Origin of the sequence: Bacillus sp. FSL K6-3154, from assembly GCF_040869395.1 — a bacterium.
GTDB lineage: Bacteria > Bacillota > Bacilli > Bacillales > Bacillaceae > Bacillus > Bacillus safensis.
Map to the genome: position 1 here is coordinate 913,569 of NZ_CP152033.1, position 19,238 is coordinate 932,806.

The following is a 19,238-nucleotide window of genomic DNA, read 5'->3' on the forward strand; positions in this document are numbered from 1 at the left end:
GCCTGGCGCCAGGTCAGTAAAAAAGACCTAACTGCAACGCAAGCAGAAAGGCCTTTTATGTCAATTACGCCTTTCTCTCATCTTTCAAAGCGCTGCGGCTTTGAGTGAATTGGCACCAATTTCAGCTATGCTGACGGTTGCCGGGTTTCATAGGGCACGTCCCTCCACCTCTCTTAATAAGAGAAAATATGTTGTTTTATGTGATGTTCATGTTTTTACTAACGTAGAATATCATGCTACCCGAGATATGTCAACGCTGTAAATCGCTAATTTCCAAGTAAACAACTACGTTATCATTTTTCGAAAAAAACCGTTCGTCAGCCAAAGCACTGCCTCTAGTCTAAGGAGCGCACGGAATGACCCTTTCACTTTGACTTGTCCTCTGCTGATTAACTGCTGTAAGGACATATCTCCATCTAATAATTGAAGAATTTCTTTCCTCTCACCATAAAAGATGAGATCCGATAACTCAATTGCAGGTAGTTTCTTCACTTCACCACGTTCATCCACAATCAATGTACAAGAGTCAGTTTCCGCCTCAAATGTAATCTTCAAGGATGATGATGAGAGCAGCGGCTTTAATAATAAACGCTGCCCTGTGTTACCATGGGCTTTCACATTTTCCACATGTATAACCTCCCTGTCATTTGGTTATACATAACATTTCTCTACAAACATCTTCTTGTCCTTTATAAATAACTCGACAAATTTTCAAATGAATTTCTTGAAATATGACAAAAAACCGCTTTATTTAGCGGTTTCAATCATTTCATGAAGATATGGAACTGAGTGAAATGCATAGCCTTTTTGCACCAATTCACCTTTTTTAAACAGGAGAAAGCAAGGAACACTCTCAATTTCAAATGCTTTCGCAAAGCCTGGTGAATAGTTTAAATTGTTTTCGTAAAATGGTACATCCGGCTGCATGGCGTCTACAACTGCCAGCATTTTCTTAGCCAGCTGGCATGTTCCGCAAAACGGTGTATATAAGTATAAAAGAAATAAATCGTCCTCTATCTCCTTGAATTCGTGCTCTTCAATCTCTTTCATATACGTCCACCCTCATAAATATTTCGAATGAACATCAATGTTTGCAGCTAATAGGATAGATGCAATGTGGGCTGACGGTGAAGCGGCCACTTCGCGGTACGTTCTGTCGACAAAAAGATGAAGTGCTTCAGGGAATTCTTTTCGAAATTGCTTCCGCAGTTTGTCGCCTGCATCGTCACTGTCAGCTAATATGTAAACGTCTTTCCCCACTAAATCGTCCACAAGCTGATCCAGCTTCGATGTACTGATCGTGCCATTGGTGCAAATGATGGTAACAGGTTCACTTATGACTTCTTTTAGCTTTTGTTTGTCTGTTTTACCTTCTACAATGATGACCTTTTCTATCTCGACATTCATCACGATCACCCGGCCCTTTTGACGTTGATTCACTTCTTCCTTAGATTACAATCTTTCATTCAGGTTGTAAAGATTGAGCGCCTCGTCATCAAAAAGACTGCAGCTTCTGTTCACTGCAGTCTCATCTGTGATTAGCACCAGCCATTTTCATCGTCACAGTCAACATATTTTTCTGTCCCATCGGTTAATGTGTCCGTTAAACGATAAAAACGATTTTGATCATAGGAATATCCCGATTTCAGCTCATATTGGTTTTCACTAATCATCGTGCCAATCTCTTCATTTTGATGATAAAGCACCATGCCGCTTTCTTTGAATCGTCCAGTGACATGCTCTGTTATATCCACGTGTTCTTTTTGAAAAGACAAATTGGACACCCCCCATAAAGGTAGAGTGTCCAATTTCTCATGAATTAGTCTTCTTTTGTCATTTCTTCATATTGCTCAGCCGTCATTAAGTTCTCAATTTCAGAAGCATCAGCTGGTTCTACAACGATCATCCATGCTTTTTCGTATGGAGAGTCGTTGACGAATTCTGGGCTGTCATCCAGCTCATCGTTCACTTCAACGATTGTGCCATTGATCGGTGCATAAAGTTCAGAAACGGTTTTCACTGATTCTACACTTCCGAAAGGCTCGTCCGCTGTGATTTTGTCTCCTACTTCAGGAAGCTCAACGAACACGATATCGCCCAGCTCAGATTGAGCAAAATGCGTAATACCGATACGCACCTTATCTCCTTCTACTTTGACCCATTCATGTTCTTCTGAATAACGTAAATCTTTTGGTGTGCTCATTCAATACCCCTCCAGTCTTTTCTTACAATCTATATTGAAGATACCACAATCTGAATGAAAGTTACATCATTTCCAGACGCTTTTAAATGTATCTTCATTAAATCCTACCGTGACTCGTTTTCCGTCTGTTGTAATCGGGCGCTTAATCAGCATTCCGTTAGACGCGAGTAATTCTAGCTGCTCGTCCTCTGACATTGCAGGAAGTTGATCTTTTAGCTGCAGCTCCCGGTATTTTTGTCCGCTTGTATTAAAGAATTTCTTCAGCTCTAAACCGCTTTTTTCGTAAAGGGCTTTTAATGTTTCTTTATCAGGCGTCTCTTCGACGATATGTATGCTGTTGATGTCTTTATTGTGTGCTTCCAGCCACTTTTTTGCTTTTCGGCATGTACCGCAAGATGGGTATTCGTAAAAATCTAAAGCCACCATTTTCACCTCCTGCAAATTGTGACAACATTTTATCACAAAATATTTTAAAAACCTAAATGTATGCTTACAAAAAGGTGCGGAGTAATATCCGCACCTTTTAAGCCGTCCTTATACGATATATTTCTCTGCTTCAAAGATTCGTTTTGCCACTTCGCGCTTTTTGGCGATGACATTGATCGGCGTAAATCGTGTCAGCTTGCGAAGGGCTGACAGGCTCATACGGAGTGAATCTCCTTCCTCCATCGCAATCAAGGATTCTTTTGCATGGGCTTCAATCTTTAAGAAAGCTTCCTGCGTGAAAATTTGTGTGTAAGCAAGCTTTTGTTCATTCTTTTCTGCCCCTGTTGCAGCGATTGCCTTTTCTGTACGCAGAATCGCTGATTCAGCAGCAAAAATTTCATTGACGATATCGGCTATGTTCACAAGAATTTCTTGCTCTTTGTCTAAGGCTTTCCCGTATTTCATGGCTGCCATACCAGCCACCATTAAGGCGATCTTTTTCGCATGGGCGAGCAAATATTTTTCTTGATCGAGCGGCTGATCGCCTGGCTCTTCCGGCATCATCATCATTAGCTCTTCCTGTAAGGTTTGCGCTTTTTGAAGCAGCGGAAGCTCTCCTTTCATCGCTTTCTTCAAGAATGTACCTGGTACAAGCAAACGGTTGATTTCGTTTGTCCCTTCAAAAATCCGGTTAATTCGTGAGTCGCGATAGGCTCTTTCGACCTCGTATTCTTGCATGAATCCATATCCGCCGTGAATCTGCACGCCTTCATCCACAATATAATCTAACGTTTCAGAGCCAAGCACTTTACAGAGAGAACATTCAATCGCATATTCCGCAATGGATTGGGCAATTTGTTTGCCGTCTTTTTGCTCTTCATCACTTAAGAGCCCCATCCGCTGTTCAAATAATCCAACCGTACGGTAAACAGCACTTTCCATCGCATAGAGCTTTGCTGACATATTGGCTGCTTTTTCACCAATTAAGCTGAATCGAGAAATTGGTGCTTTGAACTGCTTACGCTGGTTCGCATATTCTGCCGACAATTGAATGACGCGCTTTGATGCACCGATTGTGCCGACTGCCAGCTTATAGCGCCCAATATTCAAAATGTTAAACGCAATCACATGACCTCTGCCAGCTTCACCGAGCAAATTCTCCTTCGGTACTTGGGCATCTTCAAGAATCAATGTTCTTGTCGATGATCCTTTAATACCCATCTTTTTCTCTTCAGGCCCCGTTTTGACACCTGGAAAATCCTTTTCGACAATAAAAGCAGAGAAGTGTTCACCATCAATCTTCGCATACACAACAAAGACATCGGCAAATGCGGAGTTTGTGATCCACTGCTTTTCTCCATTGAGGACATAATGGGTACCTGCTTCATTCAGAACTGCCGTTGTTTTTGCTCCAAGAGCGTCAGAACCTGATCCCGGCTCAGTGAGTGCGTACGCTGCAATGGTTTCACCAGAGGCGAGTCCAGGCAGGTACGCTTCCTTTTGCGCTTGATTCCCGAAGAGCACGATCGGCAGAGAACCAATACCGACATGAGCACCATAGGAAAGTGAGAAACTTCCTGCTCTAGCGAATTTTTCAGTAATGATAGCTGAACTGATTTTATCTAATCCAAGCCCGCCGAATTCCTCAGGCACATCAGCTCCAAGCAGCCCAAGCTCACCAGCTTTTTTGAGAAGCCTGACCGAATGCTCGAACTCATGGTTTTCAATTTGATCAATATGCGGAACCACATCTTGTAAAATATAATCCTCTGTTGTTTTTCCAATCATTTGATGTTCATCAGAGAAATCCTCCGGTGTAAAAATATGCTCATAATTCGTCTCATCAATTAAAAAGCTTCCACCCTTTTTTACATCTTCCAATGCTTTCATCCTGATTTCCCCCTTTAGATCAATTCAAAAATGCCTGCTGCTCCCATGCCCCCGCCGATACACATTGTGACAATGCCAAATTGCTCGTTTCGCCGTTTCATTTCATGAATCAGTGACAGCGTTAGTTTCGTTCCTGTACAGCCGAGCGGATGTCCGAGCGCAATTGCCCCGCCATTGACATTCACCTTTTCCTCATCAATTCCTAAATGACGAATGACTTGAATTGCCTGAGAAGCAAACGCTTCATTCAATTCAAACAGGCCAATATCCTTCAGCTCAAGTCCAGCGATTTTCAGCGCACGCGGAATGGCTTCAACCGGACCGATCCCCATCACTTCAGGCGGTACACCGCCAACAGCAAATGCTCTGAATTTAGCGAGCGGCTGAAGAGAAAGTGAGGATGCTTTCTCGCGGTCCATCATCATCACACATGCAGCCCCGTCACTTGTTTGAGACGAGTTCCCTGCGGTCACCGTGCCTTTTGTTGAGAAGGCTGGACGCAATGTGGAAAGAATCTCCTCCGTTGTGCCTGCTCTCACACCTTCATCCTGTGAGAACGTGAATTGATGCTCTTCTAATTGATATTGCTCTCCTACCCGTCGCTCTGTTACATCAACAGGCACAATTTCATCTGAAAATTTCCCTTCTTGAAGTGCCTTTGCTGCCTTTTGATGACTCCTCACCGCAAAGGCGTCTTGATCTTGACGTGTGACCTGATACTTTTGCGCCACTTGCTCTGCCGTGTGCCCCATGCTCATGTAGTATTCAGGTGCTTGCTCTGCCAAGAGAGCATTTGGACGAATGGAATGCCCCATCATCGGCACCTGCGACATCGATTCGACTCCTCCGGCTAAAATCGTGTCTGCCTGCCCGAGCATAATATGTTCACCCGCATAAGCGATAGATTGAAGACCAGACGAGCAGTAACGGTTTATGGTGATGGCAGGTACCGTATAAGGCAGTCCCGCTAATGCCCCAATATTCCGGGCCACATTTAACCCCTGCTCTGCTTCTGGCGTTGCACAGCCAATGATCAAATCATCTATTTGACCGTCGTATTCACCGGCACGCTTTAACGTTTCTTTTACACATAATGCGCCCATATCATCAGGCCGGACATGTTTTAACGATCCTTTTTTCGCCTTCCCTACTGGTGTTCTTGCGCCAGCGACAATGACTGCTTCTCTCATTTTGACTCCCCCTTAGTTACGTAAAGGTTTTCCTTTGACGAGCATGTGCTGCATACGTGCCTGTGATTTCACTTCTCCTACAAGACTTAAAAAGGCTTCTCTTTCAAGCTCTAATAAGTATTGCTCCTCTACCTCGGTTCCAAATGGCAGTTTCCCGCCGGAAATGACATGAGCTAATTTTTTTACAATGGTCATGTCATGCTCTGAAATGTATCCTGACAGTCTCATATTTTCAGCAGCCAAAATCATCGCTGCATAGCCTGTTTCTCCCATGACCGGCACCTTTTGCTTGAGCGGCGCACGATAACCGGCTTCATCAAGAGAGAGCACCAGTTGTTTTGCATCATAGATCAGGTGATCCCCGTTCATACTGATCCGGTCGCTCACGCGGATCATATTCATATCCCGCGCATCCTCAGCTGAAGTCGATACTTTTGCCATTGCAATTGTCTCAAATGTTTTCAGCGTGGCATCCTGTATAGCCGTCTGCGACGGCTTCGCTGATCCTTGCAGGTGACGAAGATATAACTCTTTGTTTCCGCCGCCTCCTGGAATCAGTCCAACTCCCGCTTCCACAAGTCCCATGTAAGTTTCGCTGGACGCCTGAATAGCTGCTGCCGGCAGACAAACTTCTGTTCCGCCTCCTAATGTCATCCCAAACGGGGCGGCTACGACTGGGCGATTGCTATATTTCACCTTCATCATTGCCTGCTGGAAGCGTCTGATCACAAAGTCAATTTCAAAGAAATTGTCATCCTGTGCTTCCATTAAAATCAGGGCAAGGTTTGCGCCAACACAGAAGTTCTTCCCTTGGTTTCCGATGACAAGCCCTTTATAATTCTTTTCCGTCTCATCAACAGCGCGATTGATCATATCAATGACATCTAGTCCAATGGCATTGCTTTTAGAGTGAAATTCGAGCAAGGCGACATCATCACCAATATCGATCAGGCTCGCACCAGAATTTTTGAAGATGACGTCGTGTTTCTTTTTCAATCTAGCTAAAGATATATGTTTGTCGTTTCCTTTTTCCTGTTCATAAGCCCCGTTATGATAAAACGCTCGCTCTCCATCAGCATTCTCTTGATAGAATGTCTCGTGTCCTTTTGACAGCATGTCTTGCACCCATGCTGGAATACTGTGGCCTTCTGCTTCCATGCGTTCGGCAGCTTTTTTGACACCTATTGCATCCCACAGCTCAAATGGGCCATGCTGCCAGCCGAATCCCCATTTCATGGCGTTATCGATAGACTGAATATCATCCGCAATTTCACCTTTTAGATGAGCTGAATAAAGAAGTACGGGCGCTGTCATATTCCAAAGTAGTTGCCCTGCACGGCCATCCTGATAAATAAGCGCTTTCAACTTTGCTTTTGCACCCTTTTGCTGTTTCGCCATTTCAATGCCTGGATCTCTTAGCTTTGTGCGTTCACCATATGTGAGCGTCACTGGGTCAAGCTCTAAAATGACCTTCCCATTTTTTTGATAAAAACCTTGGCCTGCCTTGCTGCCAATCCATCCTTTTTCGAGCATTCTTTCAATAAACTCAGGCAGCTGAAAAATCTCTTTTTCCTTTCCTTCTACCTGTTCATATACGTTTCGTGCCACATGAGAAAACGTGTCGAGTCCCACTACATCCAGTGTACGGAAGGTCGCACTTTTCGGTCTTCCAATGAGAGGTCCTGTGACAGAATCCACTTCTCCGATGGTGTATTTGTTCTCAAGCATTTCACGCACTGTGACAAGAAGTCCATAAGTGCCAATGCGGTTTGCAATAAAGTTCGGTGTGTCCTTTGCTTCAACCACACCTTTGCCGAGTACATCCTCGCCAAATGTTTTCATAAATGACAGTACTTCTGGATCGGTTTCTTGAATAGGAATGATTTCTAAGAGCTTTAAATAACGAGCTGGGTTAAAAAAATGTGTGCCTAAAAAATGGCGTTTAAAATCATCTGATCGGCCTTCTGCCATTTTTTCAACTGAAATACCGGATGTATTGCTTGATACGATGCTTCCTTCTTTGCGGTGTTCGTCGATGAGAGAGAATACGTGCTTTTTGATGCTGAGCTTTTCAGTGACGACTTCAATGATCCAGTCAGCATCGTGTAATAAGGAAAGGTGGTCTGTGAGATTTCCCGGTGTGATGTATGATAGGTTTTTTGCTGAAGTAAGAGGTGCTGGCTTTTGCTTTAACAATTTTTTCATCGCTTCTTGACTTAATCGATTCCGAACACTAGGGTGATCAAGCGTCCGCTTTTTCGCCGTTTCTTCCTTTGTCAGTTCATTTGGCACAATATCTAGCAGTGTAACTGGTATCCCAATATTGGCTAAATGTGCAGCAATGCCTGAGCCCATGACACCTGAACCAATGACAGCCGCCTTGCGAATATGTTTGCCCATAAATATCCCCCTAAACATTTTGAATGAACAGTCATTCATTTTTTGTCCAAAAAAAAGCAATGCCTCTTTCTTTATCTTAAAAGATTTTCCGAAACAGTTCAATAGCAGATTTCAAAAATTTACACATTCTCGTGTGCCTTATTTTGCGGCGTATGAATTAAAGATGAGAGGGAATTGTAAGAATGGAGGTGATGTCCACATGTCTCGTTTGAAGAAAAACCCATCGAAAGCAGGCGTTAGTGCTGCAAGTGTAAAAGGAAACGCAGGTCCATCACAGGAAGCAGACCTAGGCGGGAAAAAAACCAGTCAAAATCAGCAATATAAAAAGAATCAGTAAGGAAACAAATTCGTAAGGAGGAACACAAGTTGAACAATCAGCAAATGAATATGCCCCCAGAAGTCATTTCAGTGAAGGATTCCTTGTACTTAGAGGATATGCTCAACTGGAACTTGATTGCCATGAAAAAGGCTCATTTTATGGCCGAGCATTGCCAGGACCAAACATTGAAACAAGAATTAAATCAAGTTGGGCAAATGCATCATCAGCATTACACACAAATTCTTCAGCATTTAGGCAGCTCAGGGCAAGGCCAGTCTACTGGCTTTATGCAATAGGAGGAAAAAACATGGAACAGCAAAACCAACAAAAAATCGGGAATCCACAAACTCCGGTTCCCACAACAACCAACATGAACGATCGTGATTTTGTCACAGATCTCTTGTCGACTGAAAAATATATGACAAGTGGATACAATACAGCGCTCAATGAATTCAGTCATGAATCTCTTTATCAGGATATTCAGCGAATTGCACTGGAAACACAGAAAACACAAAGACATTTATATGATGTCATGTTCCGATATGGCTGGTATTCTGTTGAAGCCGCTGATCAGCAAAAGCTCCAGCAGGCACACCAGAAGTTCCAGCAAACACTGACAGATCAATCTCCGTACGGTTCATCACAAATGTCATAAGAAAAAAACTGCCAGTCTAGTGCTGGCAGTCAATTGTTGATAAAGGGCTAAAATGATTTTTATTTTAGCCCTTTGTCTTCTTTTCAGCGTGATAGAAAACCTTTGCAGTCTAGGAAGGACGGCTACTTTTGCGGAGCGAATTGAACATTCGTGAGCACCAGCGCACAGGACTGACAAAGAATGCGAGGGTTTGTCTACACGCTGCTGGCAGTTTTTTAACGGTCTTTATTGGCACGGTGAGCTTCGTTCAACTGTTTGATTCGTTGAATCGTGTGTTTGATTTCTTCTTTTGCTTCTGGATACGTTTCATTGAAATGCTTTGCTAGCGGCGGCATGCTTTTTGCGATATGGGAGTAGATCACCCATTGTTTCACATCTTGTTTCAGCTCGTCTGTTGATTCACCGAGCAGCAGCTCTGTATATTTATCAAGCAAGCCTTCCAGCTTTTCATCTAATTCATTTCCCATTGATATTCCGCTCCTTTTTCAGAAAAAAGCCTGACTCTGTGAGACACAGATGTCAGGCTTTTGACATACGATTATCTTGCAGCAAGAAACGTTTCAGCTTGCGCTTGCTGCACAATACAGCGTCCTCTACCGTGCGGAATACATAATGGTGTTCCAAATAAAGGATCTGTTGTCACTTGGCAATTCATATCAAAGACATTTTTCACGAGATCACAATTAATCACTGTTTCTGGTCTGCCTTCTGCATAGATTGACTTGTCTTTAATCGCGACAAGATGATGAGCATATCTGCATGCAAGATTGAGATCATGAAGAACCATCACAATCGTGCGCTGCTCTTTCTCATTTAAATCAAACAGAAGGTCCAAAATTTCGATTTGATGCGTCATGTCTAAATATGTCGTCGGCTCATCTAACAAAATAATATCGGTCTCTTGGGCCAGCGTCATCGCAATCCATGCACGCTGCCTTTGTCCACCTGATAATGAATCAACGGTCCGATCAGCAAGATCTTCCATCTTTGTTGACTTCAATGCGCGGTTCACAGCTTCTTCATCTTGCTTCGACCACTGCTTCAGCCAATTTTGATAAGGATATCTGCCTTGCTTCACTAACTGATGCACGGTTAATCCTTCTGGCGCTTCTGGTCCTTGTGGAAGAATGGCGAGCTGTTTCGCTACTTCTTTTGTTGGTAATTTTGCAATGGAATGACCTTCAAGCAGGACAGAACCACCCATTGGCTTCATGAGACGGGCCAAAGAGCGCAGTAGCGTGGATTTACCACATCCATTACTGCCAATAAATACTGTGATTTCACCCTTAGGGATTGATACATTTAGTTCATCGATGATCATTGTTTCTCCGTAGCCTAAGCTTAAACCTTCAGTAGAAATGGCACTCATTCCGCTCAAACGCTCCTTTTCTCATCCAAATTTTTATATGAAATATCGTCTATGTACAGACGTAAAAGATCACTTATCTCAATTTAGTGTATCAGATTTAAGTGATCTTGAAAATCATTTTCAATTAAAAAATGAGAAAGTCTCGTTTATTTCTTCCTTTGGAATGTACGTTTGGTCCCATCCTCGAGCTTTAAATCGATCTGAATCCGCTGATAATCATCATCTAAATTAAAAGCAGCTAATAGTTCATTTACATACGATTCATTGATCTTTGCACTAGGAATCGACATATCATTCAGCTTCATCTTCATCTCGCGCAAAGCTTCTTCTCCTTCATAGCGGGCTCCATTCATATGATCACGAATGATTGCTTCCTCTTTGCCTCTTGCCTGACGGTAGGTCGCTTCATATAATTCGTTTTTCTGTCCATATTGGACAAGCAGATGCACATGCTGAAATGGCAGTTCCTTCATTTGAACAGCTGACAGACTTTCTGCTTCTGCTTCATGTGTTTGTTGTAACGGTTCAACTGATTGACAGCCGGACAGCATAAAGAGCAGCACTCCTATTCGTCCCGCCTTCTTCCAACACATCATGTGTTTCCTCCTATTTCACAGCATCGCTTTTTATTCTTCTCCAGGCTCCTTTTTGTTATTCAATAAAACAGCCCACTATGATAAATTGAAACAAAAAGGAGGACCGGATGATGAAAAGAACAGCCATTGTAACTGGTGCCAATAGCGGCTTTGGCAAGCTCATCACGATGTGTCTCGCCAAGCGGGGCTATACAGTGATTGCCGGCGTCAGACAGGAAACCAATGCAAAAAAGCTCGCTGAAGAAATCGAGGAAGCCTCTTTATCTGGCATGATACATATTGAAGCGTTAGATGTGACCGATACGCAGTCGATTCAAGCATTTCAGAAGAAGCTTCATGCTTATGCACCCATTACACTGCTTGTGAACAATGCGGGAACAGCCTTTGCTGGTTTTGCGGAGGAGGTTCCTGTCGATACATACCGCCAGCAATTTGAAGTGAATGTCTTCGGTGTGATGGAAATGACCCAAGCCGTGCTGCCGTTTATGACGAGTGGTGCAAAGATTTTCAATATGAGCAGTATCAGCGGATTAATGGGAATGCCTGCACTTTCTCCATATGTATCATCTAAGTTTGCGTTGGAAGGCTATACAGAAAGCTTGCGGATTGAACTGGCTTCGTTCGGTATACAGGCGGCCTTGATCGAGCCGGGCTCTTTCCAGACGAATATTTGGAACACTTCCATGAACGAACAAATGATTCAGCCAGCAGAAGGATCGAAATACACAAAACTCTATCAAAAGAGGATGGCCCATATTGATGCCCAGAAATCCAACTATGGAGATCCTCGTGAAGTAGCAGAGCTTGTTGTACGTTTAGCAGAAAAGAGACGGCTGAAACGGCTGAGATATCTTGTTGGAAAAGGTGTACGACTTTCATTCACAGCAAAGCAGCTTCTGCCGTGGAACATGTGGGAACAGATCATACTACGTACACTTTCAAAAAAATAAGCACAAAAAAACAGGTGGACATGTTGACATCCACCTGTTTTTTCATTTATTCGCTATCTGACTGTCCAAGGGTAATATCTAGATTTTTATTCTTTCCTTCACGGATGACAGTCATTGTAGTTTTATCGCCGACTTTTGTTTCTTTGTAAAGAATTTCTTTCAGCTGAGAGCTGTTCACTACGTCTTTTCCTTTGAACTTAATGATGACATCTCCAGATTTCAGGCCTGCTTTTTGAGCAGGTGAACCTTTTGAAACATCCTTTACGTAAATGCCTTTGCCGATTTGTTTATCAAATAAGCCGAGCGTATTTTCCTGATACGTCTCAGGCACTTGCTCAAGGTCAATCATTTGTACGCCAAGGTATGGACGTTCGACTTTTCCATTTTTCAACAACTCATCTACAATCGGTTTGACATCGTTACTTGGGATCGCAAATCCGAGTGATTCCACACCGCTTTCGCTGATTTTCAAGCTGTTAATGCCAATGACTTGACCATCTGTATTGATCAGTGGCCCCCCGCTGTTTCCTGGGTTAATGGCTGCATCTGTTTGCAGTACATTCATCTCCACCGTACCAGATGACGTATTTGCTTCTACAGTACGATCAAGACCACTAATGATTCCTTCTGTCACAGTACCTGAGAACTGTGCACCGAGCGGATTCCCAATGGCAATGACTTTATCTCCAGCACGAAGCTTAGAAGAATCACCAAAGCTTGCCACTTTATCAATGCCGTCTGCGTTCATTTCAACAACGGCTAAGTCGGTCATGACATCACTGCCGACAAGCTTTGCGTCTTTTGTTTTTCCATCATAAAGGGTGACCTTGATTTTATTGGCCCCTTCGACAACGTGGTTATTTGTAATAATGTACGCTTTTTTGCCATCTTTTTTGAAGATGACACCAGAGCCTGTTCCAGCTTCAGCTTCTGTTTGATCACCGCTCAAGCCAAACGAATTTTGTGTAGATTGATAGTTTGAGACCCCAACAATAGTGGGCTCTAAATCTTCTACCATATCAGCCACATTTGTGGCATTGGTGATTTGTTTTGTCGAGAAATTATCTGAGGCTGCCGGCTCGCTTGATGCGGTCTGCGTTTGCGTGTTGGCAGCTGTATCCTGTGACTGCGGCAAAAGCGGTGTAATGCCAAGTACAAGACCCCCGCCAATAATCCCTCCAAGAATTGGACTGAGCCATGCCGCCTTCCGCTTTTTCTCTTTTTTCGACGCACGGTCATCCACCATTTGAGGAGAATGCTTTGTCACACTCTCCTGCGAGGCAGATGCTTCATTTTCATGCTGGTGAAAAACGAGTTCCTTCTCTTTTTCTGGTGCGTCTATTTGTTTCTCATTCTCTTGATGGGTATCTTTTTGATGATTCATTTCATTGTCTTGATTTTCTGGATGATTCATCTTATTCTCTTCATCTTCTCTTCGGAAATCCATCGCTTGCACTCCTTTACATCATGTTTCATTCATATCTCTAGATAGGACTCAGGTCCTCTTAATGGAAAGATCATTGAAAAATACTTTATGGCAATATGTCAAATTATATAATACTTATTCATAGAAAAAAAGCAAGGTGCGCACATTGATGAAAAGCACCTATTCATCCGCCTTTTGTCTATGCCCTTTTTTCCCTTGACCTTATCATAATCAAACATTATGGGATAATGATGAGAAGAATATGTGAAATTGTGAAAAAAGCGTGTGATTGTTGACATGCCGCCTTCGTATCCCGTTATAATGACGTTGAGAGGATGTGGAAGACTTTGTCGTACACCATTTATTTAGTTGAAGATGAACAAAATTTAAATGAACTGTTAACCAAATATTTAGAGAGTGAAGATTGGAATGTCTCCTCTTTTTTAACCGGAGAAGCGGCACGCGAGGCCATAAACAAGCCGCCGCATCTATGGATTTTAGATATCATGCTGCCTGATACAGACGGCTATACCCTCATAAAAGAAATTAAAGCCGCATCACCTGACGTACCGGTCATTTTCATTTCAGCACGTGATGCAGATATCGACCGTGTCCTCGGTTTAGAGCTGGGAAGCAGTGATTATATTGCAAAGCCGTTTCTTCCTCGTGAGCTGATCATTCGGGTTCAAAAGCTGCTGGAGCTTGTGTATAAAAACAGCGATACCCCGCAGCAGCAAAGCGTCACTTCAGTTTCTTCTTATGTCATTCATGAGGATGTAAGAGAGGTCTATGAAGAGGGGCAGCTCATTAACTTAACTTCTAAGGAATTTGACTTGCTGCTTTTATTTACACATCACCAGGGACATGCTTTTTCTCGTGAAGATATCCTCGTCAAGATTTGGGGACACGATTACTTCGGGACAGATCGTGTGGTGGATGACCTTGTCAGACGGCTGCGCAAAAAAATGCCCGACTTAAAGGTCGAGACCATCTATGGATTTGGCTATAGGATGCTTAAAGGATGAAGAACAAACCGCTCGCTTTTCAAATTTGGGCTGTGATCTCTGGCATTTTGCTCACCATTTCCATTGTCCTGATTATTCTATTTTCCAATACATTACGTGACTTCTTCACAAATGAAATTTATAAAAATATCGAAAATGAACAGCAAGTGCTGACAGAATATCCATTGAACCGAGACGGCTCGCCAAAATCGACACCGGAAAACCGCTCCGTGCAGCACATTTTGATCCCATCAGATGAATTAGATCAAATGGCGCAGTTTTTCCCGCATGCCTTTATTGAGAAAATCCAATCGTTTGTGAAAAAACAAAAAAGCGCAACGAAACGGTATTCTGAAGAGGTGAACGGCCAGCATATCTTTTTTGTCATCAAAAAAGTATCATCAGGCAATACACAATATATTCTTCTGTCCTATGCACCAGATTCTTATCGAGATGACCTGTCCTTTACGCTGTTTAAACAGCTGATCTTTATCTTAGGCACTGTTATATTACTAAGCTGGATTCCATCGATTTGGCTTGCCCGCTATCTATCCCGACCAATCGTTGCGTTTGAAAAGCACGTCAAACGGATTGCACAAGAGGACTGGGACGATCCTGTCATCGTTGACCGGCAAGATGAAATTGGCAAACTTGGTCATACCATTGAAGAAATGAGAAAAAAACTCATTCAAAAAGATGAAACAGAACGGACACTTTTGCAGAATATTTCACATGACTTAAAAACACCTGTCATGGTCATCCGCGGCTACACGCAGTCCATTAAAGATGGTATTTTTCCTAAGGGAGATCTTGAACAAACGGTGGAAGTCATTGAAGGTGAAGCGGAAAAGCTTGAGAAGAAAATCAAGGATCTGCTGTACTTAACAAAGCTTGATTATTTATCTAAACAACATCCCGCACATTCTTCCTTCCTACTCAGTAATACGATGCTGGAAGTGGTCGACCGAATACGCTGGTCGAAAAATGAATTGCAGTGGAACGTGGACTTAGATGATGAGGCTGCTCTTGAAGGCGATCCAGAACAATGGAGCAAATTATTTGAGAATGTACTAGAAAATCAACTTCGCTACGCAAAAAGTAAGATTGATATTCAGATGAAACAAGAAGAGGATCAAATCCGCATTGTCATTCGTAATGACGGTCCTCCAATTGAAGAACATATGCTGTCCAACCTATACGAACCTTTTAGTAAGGGAAAAAAGGGCGAATTCGGTATTGGATTAAGCATTGTCAAAAGAATTCTTTCAATGCATCAAGCGTCCATATCTATTGAAAATGATGATCTAGGTGTACGTTATACAATCATGGTTCCTAAGAAGAGACTGTAGGTTTTTGACCGCAGTCTTTTTTAAATGAATGAATACCCATTGAAATCACGGTATGTGGCTTTGATCTTTTTGCCAGCTTGATACATCCATTTCTTTTCAATGGTTGTCTCTTTCGGCATTTTGACTTTTTCTACTTGAATCCCTTTTGTTCGCAAGCGTCTAATCATATCATCGATTTCTCTCATGGAACATCATCCTTTCACATATTTTGACCAGTTGGTCACCTTACTTTATAATATAAAGAATTACACTGTAAAAAACAAGTTACAATCTGATTAATTTTTGAAAACTTTCGTCGTTTATGACCAATAAGTCACATCTCTTTGCGCACGTTTCCTAAGACATTTGTCTCTCGGTAAGAAAGGATGACATTCATATTGAAAAAGAAAGAAAAAATGATCATTGAGGCTGGCATGAAATTATTTGCCAGCAAAGGCTACAACACAACGTCTGTTCAGGAAATTGCGGATGAATGCCACATGTCAAAGGGTGCTTTTTATCTTTATTTTAAATCAAAGGAAGCATTGCTCATTTCGATCCTTCATTACTATTACGATAAGGTATTTACCCGGATTCATGAGGTTCAAACAGAGGGCGGCACACCAAAAGAAGCCTACCGCAAACAGCTCACTGTCTATTACGATAATATTTTGCAGCAAAAGGATTTTATTAAAATGCAGCTGAGCGATCGAGCGCTTCCTATGACTCAAGAAACGCAGCAGCTCGCAAAACAAATTAGGCTTGCGACGATTCAGCTTCATATCGATAATATTAAACAAGTGTATGGAGACGCTGCCATTCCTTATATGGCTGATTTATGTTTGACGATTGAGGGCATGAGCCACGTTTATTTCGAGCTTGCGATTTTATATGATTTTCAGCTGGAAGCAGAAGAGCTTGCCACAACCATGATTCACCGTATCGATGATTTGATGGGCGGTATGATGAAGCGAAATGATCTTCCTCTCATTTCTGTAGATCAAGCGAGCGATTGGTTTGGTCCGATTTATGAAAGGTCATTCGATCCGCTCACAGAATCTCTTTTACAGGAATTAAGAGAGATGGCTGAAGCACACTATGAAGTGAAAGACGAGCCTGAATTATTTGAAGCACTTGGCATTCTGGAAAATGAATTAAACAAACAAAAACCAAGACAAGTCATCGTGAAAGGCATGCTGTACCAATTGAAATTATATGCACCGCTTCAAACCAACTCCGAATCTCTTTTGCGCATTTTGAAAGAGGATCATTTGTAAAAAACCCAGGGGATTCCCTGGGTTTATTGTTGTGATAAAAAATCAAAATCCTTATGTGTCAGTTCAGGAAGTTTGCTGGCTTGAACTCTATTTAGTAAGTCATCTACATATCTTTGAACAGCAAGCATGTCACAAGGAAAATCAAATTCAAATTCTTCCTCTATCGACAGTGTGTCCATACAATACGAACAGGTTGGTTTAAAGCCAAGCATATCATTATTGAAACTTAGAACATCTTCATACGACTCTTCTGACAGCTCAAAATGAGAAATCAAAAATATATCAATATGATTCCCACCCTCAGGCCGTCTTTGATCAATGTATAACAAAAAAGCTGACTCCTCCGTATCTTGGGACATTACTTGAAAGAATTCAACATCACGTGTCCTCAACCATCTAATAAACCTTGTCTTTAATGTTCTCACAAGTATTCACCTCAAATATCTTCCCACACAAAAACCAGGGGCAGCCGCCCCTGGTTTCTTATTTTGCTTTCGGTGTCACCATTTCCTCTGGTTTCACAAATTGCTCGAATTGCTCTTCTGTTAACAGCTCTAATTGAAGTGCTGCTTCTTTTAGTGTTAATCCTTCTTTGTGCGCAAGCTTCGCAATTTTCGCTGCATTTTCATATCCAATGTGCGGGTTTAGTGCCGTCACAAGCATCAATGAATTGTTCAAGTTTTTCTCAATCGTTTCAAGGTTTGGTTCGATTCCAACTGCACACTTGTCATGGAATGAGTTCATGCCGTCAGCAAGCAGTTCAACTGATTGCAGGAAGTTGTAAATAATGACTGGCTTAAATACGTTCAGCTCAAAGTTTCCTTGGCTTGCCGCAAAACCGATTGTGGCATCATTCCCCATGATTTGTGCTGCAATCATGGTTAAAGCTTCACTTTGGGTTGGGTTGACTTTTCCTGGCATAATGGAGCTTCCCGGCTCATTTTCAGGAATGATCAATTCACCAATTCCGCAGCGAGGACCACTTGCAAGCCATCTCACATCATTGGCAATTTTCATTAAGTCAGCTGCAAGTGCTTTTAAGGCTCCGTGTGCATACGTAATTTCATCATGGCTTGTCAGCGCATGGAATTTGTTTGGTGAAGAATTGAATGTTTGACCTGTCAGCTGGCTGATTTCCTCAGCAACATATTGACCGAACTCAGGATGTGCGTTAATGCCTGTACCAACAGCCGTTCCGCCAATGGCCAATTCTCTCATTTTTTCAGTTGATTCTAGAATCATTTCTTTTGAACGGTCCAGCATGTATACCCAGCCGCTAATCTCTTGGCCAACTGTCAGCGGTGTTGCATCCTGCAAGTGCGTACGGCCGATTTTCACAATCTCTTGATACGCTTTTGCTTTCTCATCAAGAGTTGTTCTTAACTGGTCAATTGCAGGCAATAATTTTTTGTACACAGCTAAAACAGCTGCCACGTGCATAGCCGTAGGGAATGTATCATTTGAGCTTTGGCTGCGGTTAACGTCATCATTCGGATGAATGCTGAACTCGCTATTTTTATCTTTCAAGTAAGCAGTTGCTCTGTTTGCAACGACTTCGTTCATGTTCATGTTACTTTGTGTTCCACTGCCTGTCTGCCAAACAACAAGCGGGAAATGCTCGTCATACTTTCCGCTGATGATGTCATCACATACAGCAGCAATAGCTTCTGCTTTTTCGCTTTCAAGGTTGCCAAGACGTTCGTTCGCAATCGCTGTGCTACGTTTCAAAATTGCAAACGCATTCACAACTTCCTTTGGCATTTTCTCAGAACCGATTTTGAAATTTTCTTTGCTTCGTTGTGTTTGTGCACCCCAGAACTTGTCCTTCGGCACTTTGATTTCGCCCATTGTGTCTTTTTCGATTCTAAATTCCGTCATTATGTATCCCTCCATAGCTTCTCATCACTCAACTCTATTCTATACAAAAAACGAAAATCCTTTAAGCGTTTTCAATTAAAATTTTATCTTTATTTTAATTTTAGTTCAATATAAACGCGAACATCCTTCGAATATTTGTATTTTGGGTTCGTTTTTCCGTAATCCTTTGATGTATATGTCACCTCATAATGCTTGTCAAACGACTGTAGAATACGGTCGATCTCCTCTTTTGTTCCTGCTAAACGAATTTGTGCCATCTTGTTTCCTCCAAAACCCTCATTCTTTCTTTTACCACAAAATAATGTAACACAGAATATTGTTTTTTCA

Annotated in this window: 24 protein-coding genes and 1 riboswitch; of the genes, 7 read left to right on the top strand and 17 right to left on the bottom strand. The window is 42.3% G+C overall.

What is annotated here, in order from left to right; all coding sequences use genetic code 11:
* Window positions 1–74: 74 nt before the first annotated feature.
* Window positions 75–183: riboswitch (SAM riboswitch) on the bottom strand.
* Window positions 184–285: 102 nt separating this feature from the next.
* From MHH61_RS04990 to MHH61_RS05030, 9 genes are all read right to left on the bottom strand, one after another.
* A complete protein-coding gene (locus MHH61_RS04990; RefSeq protein WP_024423403.1) occupies window positions 286–627 on the bottom strand; it encodes an SCP2 sterol-binding domain-containing protein in 342 nt (113 codons plus the stop codon).
* Between the two features lie 120 nt (window positions 628–747).
* Window positions 748–1,050: a thioredoxin family protein gene (locus MHH61_RS04995; protein ID WP_024426005.1), complete on the bottom strand. Its 303-nt coding sequence runs from the start codon at window positions 1,048–1,050 to the stop codon at window positions 748–750.
* Between the two features lie 12 nt (window positions 1,051–1,062).
* Window positions 1,063–1,407: a toprim domain-containing protein gene (locus MHH61_RS05000; protein WP_024423404.1), complete on the bottom strand. Its 345-nt coding sequence runs from the start codon at window positions 1,405–1,407 to the stop codon at window positions 1,063–1,065.
* A gap of 131 nt (window positions 1,408–1,538) precedes the next feature.
* A complete protein-coding gene (locus MHH61_RS05005) occupies window positions 1,539–1,775 on the bottom strand; it encodes a YusG family protein (RefSeq protein ID WP_024423405.1) in 237 nt (78 codons plus the stop codon).
* Between the two features lie 44 nt (window positions 1,776–1,819).
* Entirely contained in the window at window positions 1,820–2,203 is a 384-nt protein-coding gene (gcvH, locus tag MHH61_RS05010; protein WP_008347039.1) for a glycine cleavage system protein GcvH, read from the bottom strand.
* Window positions 2,204–2,269: 66 nt separating this feature from the next.
* Complete coding sequence (locus MHH61_RS05015) at window positions 2,270–2,626, bottom strand: arsenate reductase family protein (protein WP_024423406.1); 357 nt, start codon at window positions 2,624–2,626, stop codon at window positions 2,270–2,272.
* A 111-nt stretch (window positions 2,627–2,737) separates the two neighbouring features.
* Window positions 2,738–4,519 carry an acyl-CoA dehydrogenase family protein gene (locus tag MHH61_RS05020; RefSeq protein WP_024426006.1) on the bottom strand — a complete coding sequence of 594 codons (1,782 nt, stop codon included), beginning with the start codon at window positions 4,517–4,519 and terminating at the stop codon, window positions 2,738–2,740.
* A 14-nt stretch (window positions 4,520–4,533) separates the two neighbouring features.
* Entirely contained in the window at window positions 4,534–5,709 is a 1,176-nt protein-coding gene (locus tag MHH61_RS05025) for an acetyl-CoA C-acetyltransferase (protein ID WP_125586116.1), read from the bottom strand.
* A 12-nt stretch (window positions 5,710–5,721) separates the two neighbouring features.
* Complete coding sequence (locus MHH61_RS05030) at window positions 5,722–8,109, bottom strand: 3-hydroxyacyl-CoA dehydrogenase/enoyl-CoA hydratase family protein (protein ID WP_024426008.1); 2,388 nt, start codon at window positions 8,107–8,109, stop codon at window positions 5,722–5,724.
* Window positions 8,110–8,308: 199 nt separating this feature from the next.
* Between MHH61_RS05030 and MHH61_RS05035 the strand changes: the two genes are divergently transcribed.
* Genes MHH61_RS05035 through MHH61_RS05045 form a run of 3 tightly spaced genes read left to right on the top strand, consistent with a single transcriptional unit; the run spans window position 8,309 to window position 9,083 of the window.
* On the top strand, window positions 8,309–8,446 hold the full coding sequence (locus tag MHH61_RS05035) for a YuzL family protein (RefSeq protein WP_003212904.1): 138 nt from the start codon (window positions 8,309–8,311) through the stop codon (window positions 8,444–8,446).
* Between the two features lie 44 nt (window positions 8,447–8,490).
* Entirely contained in the window at window positions 8,491–8,724 is a 234-nt protein-coding gene (locus MHH61_RS05040) for a hypothetical protein (RefSeq protein WP_224426662.1), read from the top strand.
* Window positions 8,725–8,735: 11 nt separating this feature from the next.
* Entirely contained in the window at window positions 8,736–9,083 is a 348-nt protein-coding gene (locus tag MHH61_RS05045; RefSeq protein WP_024423410.1) for a spore coat protein, read from the top strand.
* A 215-nt stretch (window positions 9,084–9,298) separates the two neighbouring features.
* Here the strand turns inward: MHH61_RS05045 and MHH61_RS05050 are convergent, their stop codons facing one another.
* The 3 genes from MHH61_RS05050 to MHH61_RS05060 all read right to left on the bottom strand — a co-directional run bounded on the left by MHH61_RS05050 (window position 9,299) and on the right by MHH61_RS05060 (window position 11,045).
* Complete coding sequence (locus tag MHH61_RS05050) at window positions 9,299–9,550, bottom strand: YusU family protein (protein ID WP_024423411.1); 252 nt, start codon at window positions 9,548–9,550, stop codon at window positions 9,299–9,301.
* Window positions 9,551–9,621: 71 nt separating this feature from the next.
* Window positions 9,622–10,452 carry an ABC transporter ATP-binding protein gene (locus MHH61_RS05055; protein WP_008347057.1) on the bottom strand — a complete coding sequence of 277 codons (831 nt, stop codon included), beginning with the start codon at window positions 10,450–10,452 and terminating at the stop codon, window positions 9,622–9,624.
* A 146-nt stretch (window positions 10,453–10,598) separates the two neighbouring features.
* Window positions 10,599–11,045 carry a YusW family protein gene (locus MHH61_RS05060; protein WP_024423412.1) on the bottom strand — a complete coding sequence of 149 codons (447 nt, stop codon included), beginning with the start codon at window positions 11,043–11,045 and terminating at the stop codon, window positions 10,599–10,601.
* 113 nt (window positions 11,046–11,158) lie between these two features.
* Between MHH61_RS05060 and MHH61_RS05065 the strand changes: the two genes are divergently transcribed.
* Window positions 11,159–11,998, top strand: a complete 840-nt coding sequence (locus MHH61_RS05065) for an oxidoreductase (RefSeq protein WP_125586248.1) — start codon at window positions 11,159–11,161, stop codon at window positions 11,996–11,998.
* 46 nt (window positions 11,999–12,044) lie between these two features.
* On the opposite strand, the gene MHH61_RS05070 is transcribed toward MHH61_RS05065, so the two are convergent.
* Window positions 12,045–13,445 carry a S1C family serine protease gene (locus MHH61_RS05070; protein WP_056765823.1) on the bottom strand — a complete coding sequence of 467 codons (1,401 nt, stop codon included), beginning with the start codon at window positions 13,443–13,445 and terminating at the stop codon, window positions 12,045–12,047.
* Between the two features lie 326 nt (window positions 13,446–13,771).
* Between MHH61_RS05070 and MHH61_RS05075 the strand changes: the two genes are divergently transcribed.
* A complete protein-coding gene (locus tag MHH61_RS05075; protein WP_024423415.1) occupies window positions 13,772–14,449 on the top strand; it encodes a response regulator transcription factor in 678 nt (225 codons plus the stop codon).
* On the top strand, window positions 14,446–15,777 hold the full coding sequence (locus MHH61_RS05080) for a HAMP domain-containing sensor histidine kinase (RefSeq protein ID WP_034623848.1): 1,332 nt from the start codon (window positions 14,446–14,448) through the stop codon (window positions 15,775–15,777). Before MHH61_RS05075 ends, MHH61_RS05080 begins: the two co-directional genes overlap by 4 nt.
* Window positions 15,778–15,797: 20 nt before the next feature.
* Here the strand turns inward: MHH61_RS05080 and spxO are convergent, their stop codons facing one another.
* A complete protein-coding gene (spxO, locus tag MHH61_RS05085; RefSeq protein ID WP_003212782.1) occupies window positions 15,798–15,962 on the bottom strand; it encodes an anti-adapter protein SpxO in 165 nt (54 codons plus the stop codon).
* Between the two features lie 192 nt (window positions 15,963–16,154).
* On the opposite strand from spxO, the gene MHH61_RS05090 reads away from it, so the two are divergent.
* On the top strand, window positions 16,155–17,033 hold the full coding sequence (locus MHH61_RS05090; RefSeq protein ID WP_024423417.1) for a TetR/AcrR family transcriptional regulator: 879 nt from the start codon (window positions 16,155–16,157) through the stop codon (window positions 17,031–17,033).
* 23 nt (window positions 17,034–17,056) lie between these two features.
* Here the strand turns inward: MHH61_RS05090 and MHH61_RS05095 are convergent, their stop codons facing one another.
* The 3 genes from MHH61_RS05095 to MHH61_RS05105 form a co-directional block, all read right to left on the bottom strand.
* On the bottom strand, window positions 17,057–17,362 hold the full coding sequence (locus MHH61_RS05095) for a hypothetical protein (protein ID WP_225315506.1): 306 nt from the start codon (window positions 17,360–17,362) through the stop codon (window positions 17,057–17,059).
* A gap of 154 nt (window positions 17,363–17,516) precedes the next feature.
* Window positions 17,517–18,911, bottom strand: coding sequence for a class II fumarate hydratase (gene fumC / locus MHH61_RS05100; RefSeq protein WP_024423418.1), 1,395 nt, complete (start codon window positions 18,909–18,911; stop codon window positions 17,517–17,519).
* 89 nt (window positions 18,912–19,000) lie between these two features.
* Window positions 19,001–19,168: a YvzF family protein gene (locus tag MHH61_RS05105; RefSeq protein WP_003213147.1), complete on the bottom strand. Its 168-nt coding sequence runs from the start codon at window positions 19,166–19,168 to the stop codon at window positions 19,001–19,003.
* Window positions 19,169–19,238: the final 70 nt, after the last annotated feature.